This is a genomic window from Lentzea sp. NPDC004789, assembly GCF_053601075.1.
In genome coordinates, this window is sequence record NZ_JBSGBE010000017.1 from 11,492 (window position 1) to 26,806 (window position 15,315).

The window sequence follows — 15,315 nt, forward strand, 5'->3', positions numbered from 1 at the left end:
GTGCGCCGGTGACGTGCATCATCAACACATGCGCCTGGTGACTCTCGATGACATCCACGCGGCGGCTGCCGCGATCGCACCGCATGTCGTCCGCACTCCGTTGCTGCCGTTCGACTCCGGACTGCTGATCAAGCCGGAGTGCCTGCAGCCCATCGGCGCCTTCAAGCAACGCGGTGCGGTGAACGCCTTGTCCCGCATACCTTCCGAGGCGCGCAGCCGTGGTGTCGTGGCGTACTCGAGCGGTAACCACGCGCAAGCAGTCGCCTACGCCGCCAAGCTTCTGGGCATGCCGGCGGCGATCGTCGTACCGGACAACACACCGCAGCTGAAAATCGACGCGACGCGCGCGCACGGCGCCGAGGTGTTCGTGGTCGGCATCACCGAACGCGAGTCGCGCGCCGCCGAACTGGTCGAGGAGCGCGGTGCCACGCTGATCCCGCCGTTCGACCACCCGGACGTGATCGCCGGCCAGGGCACGATCGGCCTGGAGATCTGCGCGGACCTGCCCGACGTGGCCACGATCCTGGTGCCGGTGAGCGGCGGCGGCCTGATCTCCGGCGTCGCGGCGGCCGTGAAGTCCTTGCGCCCCAACGTCCGCGTGATCGGCGTCGAACCCGAGCTGGCCGGCGACGCCGCCGCCTCGTTCGCCGCGGGCACGCAGGTCCACTGGGACGCGCACGACCGCGCCCGCACCATCGCCGACGGCCTGCGCGCCGAGCCGTCCGAGCTGACGTTCGCGCACATCCGCGAGCACGTCGACGACATCGTCACCGTGACCGAGGACGAAATCCGTGCCGCGGTGCGGGAGATCGCCCGCCGAACGCGGGTCGTGTCGGAACCGAGCGGCGCGGTCCCCGTGGCGGCGTACCTGAACCGGCCCCTGCCCGCCGGTCCGGCCGTCGCCGTCGTGTCGGGCGGCAACATCGAGCCCGCGCTGTTCGCCTCCCTGGTCACCGGATGATCTCGCTCGACGACATCCGCGCCGCGGCAACGGTGATCGCACCGCACGTGGTGCGCACACCGCTGCTGCCGTTCGGCCCGTCCCGCTGGCTCAAGCCGGAGTCGCTGCAACCGATCGGCGCCTTCAAGCTCCGCGGAGCGCTGAACGCGTTGGCACGCCTGGAGAACCGCGCGAACGGCGTGGTCGCCTACTCCAGCGGCAACCACGCCCAGGCCGTCGCGTTCGCGGCCCGCCTGCACGGCGTTCCGGCGGCGATCGTGATGCCGTCCAACACCCCGGAGGTGAAGATCGCGGCCACGCGCGCACTCGGAGCCGAGGTCTTCATCGTCGGCATCACCGAACGCGTCGAACGGGCCGAGGCACTGGTCGCCGAACGCGGTGCGGCGCTCATCCCGCCGTTCGACCACCCGGACGTGATCGCCGGGCAGGGCACGATCGGCCTGGAGATCTGCGCCGACCTGCCCGGCCTGGACGCCGTCGTGGTGCCGATGTCCGGTGGTGGGCTGATCTCCGGCGTGGCGACGGCGGTCAAGGCGTTGCGGCCGGACGTGCGGGTGATCGGCGCGGAACCTGCGCTGGCCGCGGACATCGCGGATTCGCTGAAGGCCGGCGAGCTGGTCCGCTGGGACCCGGTGGCGCGCGCTCGGACGGCCGCCGACGCGTTGAGGGACGAGCCGTCGGAGCTGACGTGGGAGCACATCAGCAAGCTCGTGGACGACGTGATCACGGTGTCGGAGGACGAGATCCTGGCCGCGGTGGCCGACCTGGCCCGGCGGGCGCGCCTGGTGGCCGAACCGAGCGGGGCCGTGGCGGTGGCGGCGCAGGCCAAGTTCGGGCGCGGGGTCGCCGTCGTGTCCGGCGGCAACGTCGATCCGGCGCTGCTTTCGCGCGCTCTCGCGCCCTCTGACTGATCACGTGCGTGAGCGCCGCGACCCGGCGCGGCGGCTGCCTCCGGCGGCACCATCGATCCGGTGCTGCTTCCCGTGCTCTCAAGCCCGACTGGTCACGTGCGCCAGCGCCGCGCCCGGCGCGGCACACGGCTGGCCTCCGGGCCCAGCGGAGCGGCGGCTGTCTCCGGCGGCACCATCGATCCGGCGCGGCTCCCCGCACCCTCAGGCCCTCTGGCCGATCACGTGCGTGAGCGCCGCGACCCGGCGGTAGGGATCGGTGGCGCCGGCCCGTTCCTCGCAGTCCAGCAACGCCGTCAGCGCGGGCTCGCCGGGTACCGCGGCATCGGTCGCCGCGGTGTCGGTGAACACCCGCACGCCGTACCAGGCGCGCACCGTCAGCTCGCGGTCGGCCAGCGAGGCGGTCAGGTCGTCGAGGCGGTCGGCGCGCGCCGTCACGCCGATTCGGTTGTCGTAGGACGAGGTGCCGAAGGCCTTGAGCGTCGTGTCCCAGTCGCCGAGCAGGCCCGGCCGCATCGCCAGCGCGTCGCCGTTGCGGACCAGCAACGACAGCACGCCACCCGGTGCGACCAGCCTCGCCAGGTCGTCCAGCAACGGGTCGGGGTCGGCGAAGTACATCAGCACGCCGTGGCACAGCACCACGTCGAAGCTCTCGGCGCCGAACAGCGAGGCCAGGTTCGCGACGTCGTCCTGGACCGTCCGCACCCGCTCCCGGACTTCGTCGGGCTGGCCGCTCAGGGCTTCGCCGAGCTCCGCCAGCAGCGTCGGTGAGGAGTCCACGCCGGTCACGTGGTGTCCGGCCCGCGCCAGCCGGAGCAGCTGCGTGCCCTGCCCGCATCCCACGTCCAGAACGCGCGACGGAGGCGGCGGCAGATGAGTCGTCAGCTGCCGCGACACCAGTTCCTGGCGGACGACCTGCCGCAGCGTGCCCGAGTTCGCCCGCCACTGCGCCTCGCCCGCCGCGAAACCGGTCACCGGCTCGGTTGACCGACCGAGCGGACGTGCGTGGGCGGTCCTTCCACGCCGCAGTGCAGGCAGTCGCCGGGGTGCGGGTTGTCCGGCTGCTCGTGTTCCGTGGCCAGCACTCGGTTGTCGACGCCCAGCGCGAGCAGGCCGCCCGCGATCGCCGCCACCGCGCACAGCACCAGTGCCATCTGCCAGCCCGACGTCATGACCGCCGGGTTCCGGTAGTCCTCGCCCGTCAGGCCGACGGCGGCCGGCAGCACGGCCATGGCCAGCAGGCTGCCGGTGCGGGCCACGGCGTTGTTCACGCCCGACGCGACGCCCGCGTGGTGGTCGGGCGCGGAGGCGAGCACGGTCGCGGTCACCGGGGCCACGACGGCGGCCAGGCCCAGGCCGAACACGAGCACGCCGGGCAGCACGCCGGTCAGGTAGGTCGAGCCGGGTGCGGCGTTGCGGAGCAGCAGCATGCCGAGGCCGATCACGATCGGGCCCGCCACGAGCTGCCAGCGCGGGCCGTGGCGTTGCGCGATCTTGCCCGAGGTCGACGACGCCAGCAGCATGATGATCGTGATCGGCACGCTGGCCAGGCCGGACGCCGTCGGCGAGTAGCCGAGCGAGATCTGCAGCTGCAGCACCAGCAGCACCATCACGCCGCCGAGTGCCGCGTAGACGAGGAATGTCAGAACGTTGGAAAGCAGGAATGTTCGATTGTTGAACAATTCTACGGGGACCAGCGGGTCGGCGGACCGCTTCTGCAGCACGCCGAACGCCACCATGGCGATCAATCCGAGGATTGTCACAACGTAGGATTGTTCAACAATTCCACCTGTCAACAGGGCGAGACCCACCGCTCCCACCAGCGCCGACAGGTAGTTGGGGTGCCCGGCGGACTCGTCACGGGACTCCGGCACCGACCGCAGCGCCAGCCACACGCAGACGGCGGCGACCGGCAGGTTCACCAGGAACGCGAGCCGCCACGACCACGCCTGCACCAGCAGCCCACCGACCAACGGCCCGATGGCGGTGGCGACCCCGGACAGCCCGGACCACGCGCCGATCGCCCGCGACCGGTCCTCCCGGTTGAACGACGACTGCAGGATCGCCAGCGCACCGGGCGTCAGCAACGCCGCACCCACGCCCTGCAGCACGCGCGCAGCCACGAGCACGGGCACCGACCAAGCGGCACCGCACAGCAGCGAGGTCACGCCGAACCACACGACGCCGATCACGTACACGCGACGCCGGCCGAACCGGTCCCCCAGCGACCCGGCGATCAGGATGAGCGACGCGAGGGCGAGCAGGTAGCCGTTCAGGATCCACTGCAGATCGGTGACCGACGCGGTGAACTCCGCGCCGATCCGGGGCAGCGCCACGTTGACGATCGTCCCGTCGAGCATCGCCATGCCCGAGCCGAGGATCGTCGTGGCCAGCACCGCGCGGGCGCGCGGCGTGCCCCAGGCGATCAAGACGGCCGGTTGAGCGTGGCGACGAACTTGTACCGGTCACCGCGGTACACCGAGCGCACCCATTCGATCGGGTTGCCCTCGGTGTCGAACGAGTGCCGGGACAGCAGCAGCATCGGCAGGCCGATGTCGGCGCCGAGCAGCTCAGCCTCCTCGGGCGAGGCCAGCGCGGTCTCGATCGTCTCCTCGGCGTGCCCCATCTCGACGCCGAAGCGCTCGGACAGCACCTGGTAGAGCGAGGCACCGGGCGCCAGGTAGCGGCGCAGCCCGCGGAACCGGCCCAGAGCCAGGTGCGTGGTCTCGATCGCCATCGGCTCGTTGTCGGCGAGGCGCAGGCGGTGCAGGCGCAGCACCTTGGCACCGGGGCGCACGCCGAGCAGCCGCGCGAGCTCTGCCTCCGCGGGCATCTCGGAGGCCTCGATCAGCTTGGACGACGGCACGCGGCCCTGGGCGCGCATGTCCTCTGTGTACGAAGACAGCTGCAACCTCTGGGCGACCTTGGGTTCGGCCGCGAAGGTGCCCTTGCCCTGCACGCGGAGCAGTCGCCCTTCGACCGTCAGCTCGGCAAGGGCCTGGCGAACGGTCGTCCTGGAGACGTCGAACTCCGCGGCCAGCGACCGTTCCGTGGGGATCGGCGAACCGGGCGGCAGCGCCCTCAACAGGTCGAGCAGGTGCCGCTTGAGACCCCAGTACTTCGGCTCGCGCTGCGCACGCGTCCTGGCGTCCACGCCTGATGCAGGCGTCGTCTCCAGCATGGCCTCCTCCTCGCACTCCATGTCACGCACCACAAGGATGCCTTGTCCGTGTCGTTTCGTGCGTTCGAACCCCCGCCAATCGACACGAAATTGATCGGACGACTCCGCAACGCTTTGGCAACGCGCTTGACAGACGCGGTGACGCAGCACACGCTGTTCCGCATTGGTCTACACCACTTGGGCGTTCCGGCCGAGGGGCCGGGCTTGCTGAAAGGGCGCGACTGTGAAGGGCTGGAGAGGACTCGCTGCCGGTGCCGCCGCACTGGCAGTGGCCGTGTCGGGATGTGGCACGAGCACGAACAGCGGTAGCGGCACGGAGACCAAAGAGATCACCGTGTGGCTCATGGACGGCTCCGCGCCGACGACCCTGACCGACGCTCTGAACAAGGAGTTCGAGAGCGCGAACGGCATCAAGGTCAAGTACGAGGTCCAGAAGTGGACCGGCATCCAGGAGAAGCTGACCACCGCGCTGGCCAGCAGCACGCCGCCCGACGTCATCGAGCTCGGCAACACCCAGACGGCGAGCTTCGCCGACCAGGGCACGCTGATGGACCTCACCGCGGACGCGAGCAAGTTCAACGGCGGCGAGTGGCTGGGCGGCCTGAAGGACTCGCTGACGCTGAACGGCAAGCAGTACGGCGTGCCGTTCTACGCGGCGAACCGCACCGTCATCTACCGCACCGACCTGTTCGAGGCCGCGGGCATCGCGAAGCCGCCGACGTCGCGTGCCGAGTGGATCGACGCGATCAACAAGCTCAAGGCCGCGAACGCGTCCAACCCGGACTTCCAGGCCCTGTACCTGCCCGGTCAGTCCTGGTACTTCCTGCTCTCGCTGCTGTGGGACGAGGGCGGCGACGTCGCCAAGCAGGACGGCGGCAAGTGGACCGGCACGCTCGACACGCCGCAGTCCAAGGCGGGCTTCGAGGCCTACAAGGCGCTCTACGACGCGTCGGCCACCAAGAAGGCCCCAGCTGACATCGACGAGGCGAAGCCCCAGCAGATGGAGGTCTTCGGCACGGGCAACGTCGGCATGATGATCGGTCTGCCGTGGGAGCTCGCCGGTGCGGTCAAGGCCAAGCCGGAGCTGAAGGACAAGACCAGCGCGTTCCCGATCCCGTCGAAGAAGGCCGGCTCGACCGCGCCGGTGTTCCTCGGTGGCTCGAACCTCGCCATCCCGGCCGCCAGCAAGAACGCGGACGCCGCCAAGAAGTACCTGGCGCTGCTGTCGTCGAAGAAGTACCAGGACATGCTCGCCGAGGGCGGCGCGGTGCCCGGCACCTCGAAGGACACCTCGAAGCTCGAGTCCAACGCCGTCGGCAAGGCGCTCGCCGCCTCCGCTCCCAACGGCAAGGTCACCCCGACCACGCCGAAGTGGGCGGCCGTCGAGGCGGGCCAGAACCCGCTGAAGGACGCGCTGACCGCGTACCTCTCCGGCGCCAAGCCGCTGGACCAGGCGACGAAGGACGCGAGCGACGCCGTCACCAAGGCCATGGGTTAGCCCAGCCGAGATGACGGCCGTCAAGACGACCGAAACGGCAGCGCCGGCCGGGGGCACCACCCCGCCGGCGCTGCCGCCTGCCGTGACGGGTGACGCGCGCAAGCGTCGTCGCCGGGGCGGCGCCTTCGACCGGGCGCTGCCCTACCTGCTGCTGGCTCCGGCGCTCATCGCGATCCTCTGGCTGATCGGGTTCCCGGTCGTCTCGGTCCTCGTGACGAGCTTCCGCCGGCTCAACCTCGGTGAACTGGTCCGCGGCGAGATCGTGTGGACCGGCATCGACAACTACGTGACGGTGCTGCAGGACGAGCGGTTCTGGACCGTCACGTTGCGCACGGTCGTTTTCACCGTCGCCGTCGTCGGCGTCTCGGTGGGTGCGGGCCTGCTGATCGCGTTGCTGATGCGGACGCTCACACCGTGGGTGCGGATCCTGCTCCAGGTCACGATGCTGTGCGCGTGGGCGATGCCGATCCTCGCGTCCGCCACCGTCTACATCTGGATGTTCGACCAGAACTACGGAATTCTGAACAAAACGCTGGTGCGGCTCGGTTTCACGCAGTTCAGCGGCCACTCCTGGTTCGGCTCCGGCACCTCGACGCTGTCGGTCGTCGGCCTGCTCATCGTGTGGCAGGCGATCCCGTTCCTGGCGTTCTCCCTCTACGCCGGGCTCGTCGGCATCCCGCGCGACCTCTACGAGGCTGCGGGCATCGACGGCGCTTCTGGCCTGCAGACGTTCCGCGCGGTCACCTGGCCGGAGATCAAGTCGCTGCTGATGATGGTGACGTTCCTGTCGACGCTGTGGGACTTCAAGGTCTTCGCCCAGATCTGGGTGTTCAAGGAGGGCGGCCCGAGCGGCGAGAGCACGACGCTCGCCGTGCTGCAGTACCTGGAGGGCATCGCGAAGAGCCACTTCGGGGTGGCGGCCGCGGTCAGCGTGCTGATGATGATCATCCTCGGCCTGATCACGTTCCAGTACCTGCGCCGGTTGCTGCAGACCGAGGAGGGGAAGATCTGATGCTCAAGAAGTCCGCGGCGAACCTCGCGGGTGTCGCTCTCGCGTTGTTCTTCCTCTTCCCGACGTACTGGATGATCACGTCCGCGTTGAAGCCCAAGGGTTCGGCGATCACGTCGGACTACGACCTCGTGCCGTTGTCCGTGACGTTCTCGAACTTCGTCACGGCGTGGACGAAGCCGGGATTCCTGTCCGCCCTGGGCAACAGCCTCATGGTGACGCTGTCCGCGGTGCTCGCCTCGATCATCGTCGGCATCACCGCGGCGGTGGCCATGTCGCGCTTCCGCTTCCGCGGCCGCAAGGGCTTCGTGCTGCTGATGCTCGTCGCGCAGATGGCGCCGTTCGAGGCGTTGCTGATCCCGATGTTCCTGATGATGCGGGATCTTCAGCTCTACGAACACCTGACGTCGCTGGTGCTCGTGTACTTCGCGGTGACGCTGCCGTTCTGCGCGTGGACGTTGCGCGGCTTCGTGAACGGCATCCCGATCGAGCTCGAAGAAGCCGCCATGGTCGACGGGTGCGGCCGCTGGGGCGCGTTCCAGAAGGTGACGCTGCCGTTGCTGGGGCCGGGTCTCGTGGCCACCTCGGTGTTCGCGTTCATCACGGCGTGGAACGAGTTCCTGTTCGCCAAGGTGCTGATCCGCAGCCAGGACAGGGAAACGCTCCCGGTGTGGCTGTCCGGTTTCCAGACCGCGTTCGGCACCGACTGGGGCGGCGCGATGGCCGCCTCGGTGCTCTTCACCGTGCCGGCCCTGGTCTTCTTCCTGATCGTGCAGCGCAAGATGGTCGCCGGTGTCACCGCCGGTGCCGTGAAGGGATGACACGTGGATCAGTTGGCCGCTGCCGTTCTGCTGCCCGGATTTCACGGAACGACCGCCCCCGACTGGTTGCTGCGGCGGGTCGCCGACGGTCTGGGCGGCGTGGTGCTCTTCGGGCGCAACGTCGTCTCCGACGAACAGGTGACCGCGCTGTGCGGTGAACTGCGTTCGGTGCGCCCGGACGTGGTGATCGGCATCGACGAGGAGGGCGGCGACGTCACGCGGCTGGACGCGGGCCGCGGCTCCGAGGTGCCGGGCAACCACGCCCTGGGCGCGGCGAACGACCTCGACCTCACCAGGTCCGTCGCCGCGTCGATCGGCGCGCGGCTGGCCAAGTGCGGGATCTCGTTGAACCTCGCGCCGTCCGCCGACCTCGTGCTGACCCTGGACGACCCGATCATCGGCGTCCGCGCGTTCGGCTCGGATCCGGTGCTGGCCGCCCGGCACGTCGCCGCGTGGGTCGAGGGCCTGCAGGCCGTGGGCGTTGCCGCGTGCGCCAAGCACTTCCCCGGCCACGGAGCGTCCACAGAGGACTCGCACGAGCAGCTGCCGGTGCTGCCGCGCACCGAGGAGCAACTGCGCGCGGTCGAGCTCGTGCCGTTCCGGGCGGCCGTCAACGCGGGCGTCCGCTCGATCATGACCGGCCACCTCGTCGTGCCCGAGTGGGGCAGCGCGCCGGTAACGTTGAACAAGCACGCGATCGACCTGCTGCGCACCGACCTCGGCTTCACGGGTGCGGTGATCACCGACGGCCTGGACATGAAGGCTGTAGGTGGAGACCTGGCCCACGGCGCGGTCCGCGCGCTGGCCGCCGGGGTCGACGCGCTGTGCCTCGGCGGCATCGCGCTGGACGACAACGACCTGCAGTGGCTGATCGACTCGATCGTCGCCGCCGTGAAGTCCGGCGAGCTCTCCGAGGAACGCCTCGCCCAGGCCGCGGCGCGCTCGCTGGCCCTCGGCCTGCCGCCGTCCACAGTGGACGCACACGACGCCGAGATCGGTCTCACAGCCGCTCGACGCGCGGTCGAGGTGCGTGGCAGGGTCGACGTCGGCACCGACCCGGTCGTCGTCGACCTGGTCGTCGACCCGTCGATCGCGGTCGGCGACGTCCCGTGGGGCCTCGGCCCGTACCTGCGCGAGGTGCTCCCCGGCACCGAGGTGATCGCGGCTCGCGACATCGACGCGGACGAAGTTGCGAAAGCCGCAGGCGACCGGACGATTGTGGTTGTGACCCGAGACGCCCACCGCCACACCGGCGCTCGACAACTGGTAACAAACTTAACTAATCTGGGCCTGGACGTGGTGCACGTGGAAACCGGCGTGCCGGGTCCGGACCTGGGCAGCGTCGCCCGCATCGACACCCACGGCGGTTCTCGGGTGAGCCTCCGGGCCGCGGCCGAGCTGATCCTGAAAGGCACCACATGACCACGCCCCAGCCGGGCCAGCACATGGCCGCGGAGATCGCCGCGCAGCCGTCGATCTTCTCCTCGCTGCACGCATCGCGCGCCGCGATCGCCGAAGTGGCGGCCGTGATCCGCGAGCGGGCCCCGCGCTTCGTGCTCTTCGCCGCCCGCGGCTCCAGCGACCACGCCGCGATCTACGCGAAGTACCTGACCGAGATCCTGCTCCAGCTCCCGGCAGGCCTGGTCTCCGCCTCGACCACGACGTTGTACGGCGCCGAGCCCGACCTCCGGGACGTCCTGCTGATCACGGTCTCCCAGTCGGGCGGCTCCCCCGACCTGCTGGAGGTCACCGCCTCCTACCGCAGGCGCGGCGCGCTGACCGTGGCCGTGACCAACACCGCCTCCTCGCCGCTGGACGCGGCCGCAGAGCTCTCGGTGGACGTCGGCGCGGGCGTGGAGCACGCGGTCGCGGCCACCAAGACCTACTCGGCGACGCTGCTGGCGTTGTACCTGCTGATCGACGCAGTGCGCGGCGGCAACGGGGAGGCGGCGGCGTCTCTGGGCGAACTGGCGCAGGTGACGCTGGACGCCAGCGCGCCGACGGTCGAAGAGGCCGTGCGCCGCTATCGGTTCGTGGACCGCGTTCTCACCACGGGCCGCGGCTACTCCTACGCCACGGCCCTGGAAGCGTCCCTGAAGCTCGCCGAGACGTCCTACCTGGCGGCACGGGCGTACAGCGGCGCGGACCTGCTGCACGGCCCCGTCGCGGCCGTGGACGGGGAGACCGCTGTGCTGGCGATCACGTCGCTGGGCAAGGGCGGCGACTCGCTGCGCGACGCGCTCGACGTCGTGCACCAGCGCGGTGCGGACGTCGTCGCGGTCGGTTCGGCGTCGGGGAAGGTGGGGGCGACCCTGTCGATCCCGATCCCGGAGACGGCGGAGGAAGTGGCCCCCGTCCTGGAGATCCTCCCGGTGCAACGGCTCGCCTACGGCCTGGCGCTGGCTCGCGGCGGCGACCCGGACAGCCCGCGCGGCCTGAACAAGGTCACCCGAACGCTCTAACTTCGACGCCACGCGGGGACCTTTCGTACTGCATGAGAGTACGAAAGGTCCCCGCGTGCGTCAGTGGCCAGCGGTGGCGTAACTCGCTGTAATCGGCTGCTGCGGCTGCTCGGCGTCGAAGACGACCCGGCCGTCGACCCAGACCTTCTTCGGGCGCAGGTCGTCGTCCCACCACACGAGGTCCGCGACGGCACCTGGTGCGAGACGGCCGAGACCAGACTCGCCGATCGCCTCTGCGGGCACGATCGTGGCGGAGGCGAGCGCGTCGGCCACGGGAACACCCACGGACACGATGTTGCGCACGGCGCGGTCGAGCGTCAGCGCCGAGCCGGCGATCGTGCCCTCGGGCGAGCGGGGCACGCCGTCCTCGGTGAGCAGCACGTCCGCCCCGCCGAGCTGGTAGCGGCCGGGCGGCATCCCCGCGGCCGCAACGGCATCGGTGACCAGCGCGACCCGTGCACCGGCGGCGTTGAACACCAGACGGCACACGTCCGGCCCCACGTGCGCGAGGTCGGCGATCAGGCCGAGCGTGAAACGTTCGTCCACAAGGGCCACACCCGGCACGCCCGGTTCGCGGTGTCCCAACGGCCGTTGGGCGTTGAACAGGTGTGTGACCATGCGCGCGCCCGCGTCGGCGGCGGCCCGCGTCTGCTCACCGGTCGCGTCGGAGTGCCCGACGGCGACCAGCACCCCGGCCTCCACCAGCCGCCGCACCGCTTCCAGCCCACCGGGCTGCTCAGGCGCCAGCGTCACCATCCGAAGCGCGCGCCGGAGCGTGTCGTCCTCCAGCAGCGCCGAGATCTCGCCCGGCCCCGGCTCGACCATGAACGACGGATCGTGCACCCCTGCCCGTTTGGGCGACAGGAACGGGCCTTCGAGGTGCACGCCGAGCGGCCGCGCCCCCACGCCGTCCGGCAGGGCCGCCGAGGCCGCCAGCACGGCCCGCGCCTGGCGCAGCACCACGTCCACCGGCGCGGTGATCAACGTGGGCAGGAACCGGGTCACCCCGGTGGACGGCAGGGCTTCGGCGACGGAACGCATCCCGTCGGCGTCCACCTCGGCGAAGTCGACGCCGACGGCGCCGTTCACCTGCACGTCGACCAGACCGGGTGTGAGCAGTCCATCGGAGAGGACCTCCGCGCCGGGTGGTGCTTCACCGGTGGTCACCTCGACGATGCGGCCGTCCCTGATCCGCACCGAGGCAGGACCGACGATCGTGCGACCGAGCAAAGCGCGCGGTGCTGCGACAACGGCGTCCAAGATCCCTCCTTGAATGGTCCAGACCATTATGGCGACAACAGGGGTTCGCGTCACGTATCGTTAGTAGATAACCATCTCACATCCCAATCCGTGAATCACGGCCGTTCGTACCGGGATGCGCCGAAGATGACCAACCGTGGCGCATACTGGTCCTCAGACATCCGAGGTCTACGACGAGTTGAGGGTGCCGTGGCAGTCACTGACGATGCGATCCTGCGCGTCAAGGAGATGATCGTTTCGGGCGAGCTGAAGCCCGGCGACCGCCTCCCGCGTGAGGCTGACCTGGCCGAACGCCTCGGCCTGTCGCGCAACTCCCTGCGCGAGGCCGTGAAGGCGCTGTCACTCGTGCGCGTGCTCGACGTCCGCCAGGGCGACGGCACCTACGTCTCGTCCCTGCGCGCCGACGACCTCCTGGGCGCCCTCTCGTTCGTGCTCGACCTGCACCGCGGCGAAGATTCGGTGCTCGAAGTCCTCCAGGTCCGCCGCATCCTCGAACCGGCCGCCGCCGCCATGGCCGCCCAGCGCATCGACCCGGAAGAGGTCGTCAAGCTGCGGGCGCTGTGCGACGCCGCCGAGTCCGCGAAGTCCGTCGAGGAACTGGTCGAACACGACCTGGACTTCCACCGCGCCATCGCCACCTGCTCCGGCAACGCCTACCTGGCGCAGCTGCTGGACACGCTGGCCGGGCCGACCGTGCGGGTGCGGATCTGGCGCGGCATCACGCAGTCCAACGCGGTGGACCGGACGGTGGCGGAGCACCGGGCGATCGTGGACGCGCTGGCCGCGCACCAGCCGGAGCTCGCTCGGAGCTGGTCGACGGTGCACGTGGCCGGCGTGGAGCAGTGGCTTTCGGACCTGGCCTGATCGGTGTCGTACTTCGACATCCGGGGCTACGAACCGCACTGGCTCGCCGGCCTGTCCCAGATCGCCACCGCGCACGGCCCACGGCTTCAGGCGCTGGCAGGACGCCGGCTGCGGCGCACCTGGCTGCTCTGGGACCTCGACGACGACGAGTGGTTCGCCGACGGCCCGGTCCTGCTGGACTTCGACGGTGAGCAGGTCGAGATCAACCACAGGAAGTTCGACGACCTGTCCATCACCTGGAACACCGTCGACCCGGCCGAACAACAGGCCTGGACCTCGGGCGACTGGGGTCACCCGGACGACTGCCCGATTCGCCTCGGCTGGCGGCACGACGCCCGGCCGGAGACAGTCGCGCTGCAAGGCCAACAGCTCCACTCAGCGGAACTGCTCGTCTACGCCGGAGGAGACATGGCCGATGGCATGGTGGCCGTCAGCTTCGCCTTTCCCGGAGGACGAGTGACCATCTCCAACGGCCTCGACGAGAACAGCCTGGAGTTCGGCGAGCCCGTCCACTACCGCCGAAGCTCAGACCTGGCGTAGGCGACTGAGGGCAAAAAGAAACCCGGCCCACGAGGGACCGGGCGGATATGTGTTCAGTCTAGCACGAACTGTGTCCGATCAAGTTTCACCAACCTGGCGGCCGGGTGTAGCGGCCGACCGGATCAGACAGCTGATTGGCCTGGTAGTCGACCGCGGCCAACGTCCGCCACCAGTGATGACCGGTGCCGACACCCGTACCCGCACTCGTCGACAAAGCACCTGCCGTGTAGCCGTTGCCAGGATTGACCACGCCCACCGGAACCCTCTGCCAGGCGTGCTGGACAGGCAGGCGGAGGTCGCTGTCGTTGCTGATCAGCATCACCGCGTCGACCGCCCCGCTCAGCACGTCCACGAGCAGGTGGGCGGCAACGTTGACGTCAGAGCCCTTTTCCTCGAATGTCGCCACCGATGCCATGAACAGCGCTCCGGCCACAGGTTGCCCCTGAGCCTGCACCTTGATCGGCCACTCCGGATGAGCCAGCACCGGACGGCCTCGATTGCCTTCGGTCGCCAACGGTCGCTTGATCACCTTGCTGATGTAGTTGCCGTACTCGATGTAGTCGACGCTTCCAGCCGCGAGCAGTGCCTTCAGGTAGACGTCCTGGTCCTGCGAACCCGACGCGTTGTGGGCCGAACTGATCCTCGCCGTGCAGTAGATGATTCGCTCGATCTGAGCACCAGGCCAGTTCGACGCCTGTTCGGTCAGCAGGGAGCTCGCGAGCGCTCGCACGTCGAGCCAACGCCAACCCGCAGTACCACGGCCGCAGTGCTTTCGTCCGCCGTAGTAAAGGTTGTAGCCATCCACGTAAACGCCAACTCGCATCCGGCGACCATAACGCGAATCCACATTGGACCCAAACGAGTGAACCTCGGTCAGACCTGGCGTAGCTGCTCCAGCACCGCACGCACGGCAGGCTGACCGTCCGCCCGCTTCCGCACCACCGCCGACACCGTCCGGAAAACCTGCTGCGTCAACGGCCGCAACGCCACCCCGGGCCGCCGCGCCACCGAAGGCACCAACGCCACCCCGAGCCCGGCCTCGACGAGCCCGCACATGACCCCGAAGTCGTCGCAGTAGGCCTGCGCCCGAGGCACGAACCCGGCCGCACCACACGCCCGTTGCGTCAGCTCGTGGCACGAGGCATCGGTGCGCGGCATGATCCACGGCCGGTCCGCCAGCACCGACAGGTCCACGGAGTCCTGCTGCACCAACGGATCTGAGAGCGGCAACGCCACGTTCACCGGTTCCACGAACAACTCGAACGACTCGCAGGACTCGGGCAGCGAGCGCGGCATGATGTTGTACGAGTGGATCACCGCGATGTCGATGTCCCCGCGCCGCAACGCGGGCAGCGACGCCTCCGGTTCCATCTCGTGCACGAAAAGGTCCACATCGGACCCGTGCGCCGACCGCAGCACCTGGATCACGCGCGGCAGCAACGCGGCGACGGACACGAACGCGCCGATGCGCACCACGCCGGACACCGAGGTGCGCAAAGACGCCAAGTCGGCCTCGGCCGCCGCCAGCTGGTCCAGAACCAGCTGCGTGTGGGCGGCCAGCACGTGCCCGGCACGGGTCAGCGCCAACCGGCGCCCGTCGCGTTCGACCAGGGCGACCCCGGCTTCGCGCTCCAGAGCCGCGAGCTGCTGGGACACCGCGGGTGAGGTCACGTGCAGGGCCTCCGCGGCGGCGGTGACCGTGCCGTGGACCGAGAGGGCATGGAGCAAACGCAAGCGGCGTACATCCAACACAAAGCTCAGCTTAACGTTCCGGGCAGAACTTCTAACTGGAACTTTCAGAACGCTCAAGC

General features: G+C 69.7%; 15 protein-coding genes. 9 read left to right on the forward strand and 6 right to left on the reverse strand.

All coding sequences use genetic code 11. The annotated features are described in order from the left end of the window. Window positions 1-28: 28 nt before the first annotated feature. A complete protein-coding gene (locus ACWEIJ_RS32250; protein WP_449841017.1) occupies window positions 29-961 on the forward strand; it encodes a threonine ammonia-lyase in 933 nt (310 codons plus the stop codon). Beyond that, entirely contained in the window at window positions 958-1,872 is a 915-nt protein-coding gene (locus ACWEIJ_RS32255) for a threonine ammonia-lyase (protein WP_449841018.1), read from the forward strand. Before ACWEIJ_RS32250 ends, ACWEIJ_RS32255 begins: the two co-directional genes overlap by 4 nt. 201 nt (window positions 1,873-2,073) lie before the next feature. Here ACWEIJ_RS32255 and ACWEIJ_RS32260 read toward each other — a convergent pair whose 3' ends face one another. Genes ACWEIJ_RS32260 through ACWEIJ_RS32270 form a run of 3 tightly spaced genes read right to left on the reverse strand, consistent with a single transcriptional unit; the run spans window position 2,074 to window position 5,050 of the window. Beyond that, window positions 2,074-2,844, reverse strand: a complete 771-nt coding sequence (locus tag ACWEIJ_RS32260) for a class I SAM-dependent methyltransferase (RefSeq protein ID WP_449841019.1) — start codon at window positions 2,842-2,844, stop codon at window positions 2,074-2,076. Beyond that, the gene (locus tag ACWEIJ_RS32265) at window positions 2,841-4,235 is read right to left on the reverse strand and encodes an MFS transporter (protein WP_449841197.1); all 1,395 of its coding nucleotides are present in this window, start codon (window positions 4,233-4,235) and stop codon (window positions 2,841-2,843) included. The genes ACWEIJ_RS32260 and ACWEIJ_RS32265 overlap by 4 nt, the downstream gene beginning before the upstream one ends. 59 nt (window positions 4,236-4,294) lie before the next feature. After that, window positions 4,295-5,050, reverse strand: coding sequence for a GntR family transcriptional regulator (locus ACWEIJ_RS32270; RefSeq protein WP_030470948.1), 756 nt, complete (start codon window positions 5,048-5,050; stop codon window positions 4,295-4,297). A gap of 223 nt (window positions 5,051-5,273) precedes the next feature. Here ACWEIJ_RS32270 and ACWEIJ_RS32275 point away from each other — a divergent pair, with 223 nt between their 5' ends. Genes ACWEIJ_RS32275 through ACWEIJ_RS32295 form a run of 5 tightly spaced genes read left to right on the forward strand, consistent with a single transcriptional unit; the run spans window position 5,274 to window position 10,840 of the window. Continuing rightward, the gene (locus ACWEIJ_RS32275) at window positions 5,274-6,548 is read left to right on the forward strand and encodes a sugar ABC transporter substrate-binding protein (protein WP_449841020.1); all 1,275 of its coding nucleotides are present in this window, start codon (window positions 5,274-5,276) and stop codon (window positions 6,546-6,548) included. Between the two features lie 10 nt (window positions 6,549-6,558). Beyond that, window positions 6,559-7,560: a carbohydrate ABC transporter permease gene (locus ACWEIJ_RS32280; protein ID WP_449841021.1), complete on the forward strand. Its 1,002-nt coding sequence runs from the start codon at window positions 6,559-6,561 to the stop codon at window positions 7,558-7,560. Continuing rightward, window positions 7,560-8,378 carry a carbohydrate ABC transporter permease gene (locus tag ACWEIJ_RS32285; protein WP_449841022.1) on the forward strand — a complete coding sequence of 273 codons (819 nt, stop codon included), beginning with the start codon at window positions 7,560-7,562 and terminating at the stop codon, window positions 8,376-8,378. Before ACWEIJ_RS32280 ends, ACWEIJ_RS32285 begins: the two co-directional genes overlap by 1 nt. A gap of 3 nt (window positions 8,379-8,381) precedes the next feature. After that, on the forward strand, window positions 8,382-9,800 hold the full coding sequence (locus ACWEIJ_RS32290; protein ID WP_449841023.1) for a glycoside hydrolase family 3 protein: 1,419 nt from the start codon (window positions 8,382-8,384) through the stop codon (window positions 9,798-9,800). Then, the gene (locus ACWEIJ_RS32295) at window positions 9,797-10,840 is read left to right on the forward strand and encodes an SIS domain-containing protein (protein WP_449841024.1); all 1,044 of its coding nucleotides are present in this window, start codon (window positions 9,797-9,799) and stop codon (window positions 10,838-10,840) included. The genes ACWEIJ_RS32290 and ACWEIJ_RS32295 overlap by 4 nt, the downstream gene beginning before the upstream one ends. A 60-nt stretch (window positions 10,841-10,900) precedes the next feature. On the opposite strand, the gene nagA is transcribed toward ACWEIJ_RS32295, so the two are convergent. Then, window positions 10,901-12,100 (reverse strand): N-acetylglucosamine-6-phosphate deacetylase, encoded by a 1,200-nt coding sequence (gene nagA / locus ACWEIJ_RS32300; protein ID WP_449841025.1) that lies wholly within the window; start codon window positions 12,098-12,100, stop codon window positions 10,901-10,903. Between the two features lie 189 nt (window positions 12,101-12,289). On the opposite strand from nagA, the gene ACWEIJ_RS32305 reads away from it, so the two are divergent. Together ACWEIJ_RS32305 and ACWEIJ_RS32310 are read left to right on the forward strand one after the other, a co-directional pair. Continuing rightward, window positions 12,290-12,964 carry a FadR/GntR family transcriptional regulator gene (locus ACWEIJ_RS32305; RefSeq protein ID WP_449841026.1) on the forward strand — a complete coding sequence of 225 codons (675 nt, stop codon included), beginning with the start codon at window positions 12,290-12,292 and terminating at the stop codon, window positions 12,962-12,964. A gap of 3 nt (window positions 12,965-12,967) precedes the next feature. Next, entirely contained in the window at window positions 12,968-13,504 is a 537-nt protein-coding gene (locus ACWEIJ_RS32310; protein ID WP_449841027.1) for a hypothetical protein, read from the forward strand. 85 nt (window positions 13,505-13,589) lie between these two features. On the opposite strand, the gene ACWEIJ_RS32315 is transcribed toward ACWEIJ_RS32310, so the two are convergent. Together ACWEIJ_RS32315 and ACWEIJ_RS32320 are read right to left on the reverse strand one after the other, a co-directional pair. Continuing rightward, window positions 13,590-14,327 carry an NYN domain-containing protein gene (locus tag ACWEIJ_RS32315; RefSeq protein ID WP_449841028.1) on the reverse strand — a complete coding sequence of 246 codons (738 nt, stop codon included), beginning with the start codon at window positions 14,325-14,327 and terminating at the stop codon, window positions 13,590-13,592. A 50-nt stretch (window positions 14,328-14,377) separates the two neighbouring features. Further along, window positions 14,378-15,238 (reverse strand): LysR family transcriptional regulator, encoded by an 861-nt coding sequence (locus ACWEIJ_RS32320; RefSeq protein WP_449841029.1) that lies wholly within the window; start codon window positions 15,236-15,238, stop codon window positions 14,378-14,380. Window positions 15,239-15,315: the final 77 nt, after the last annotated feature.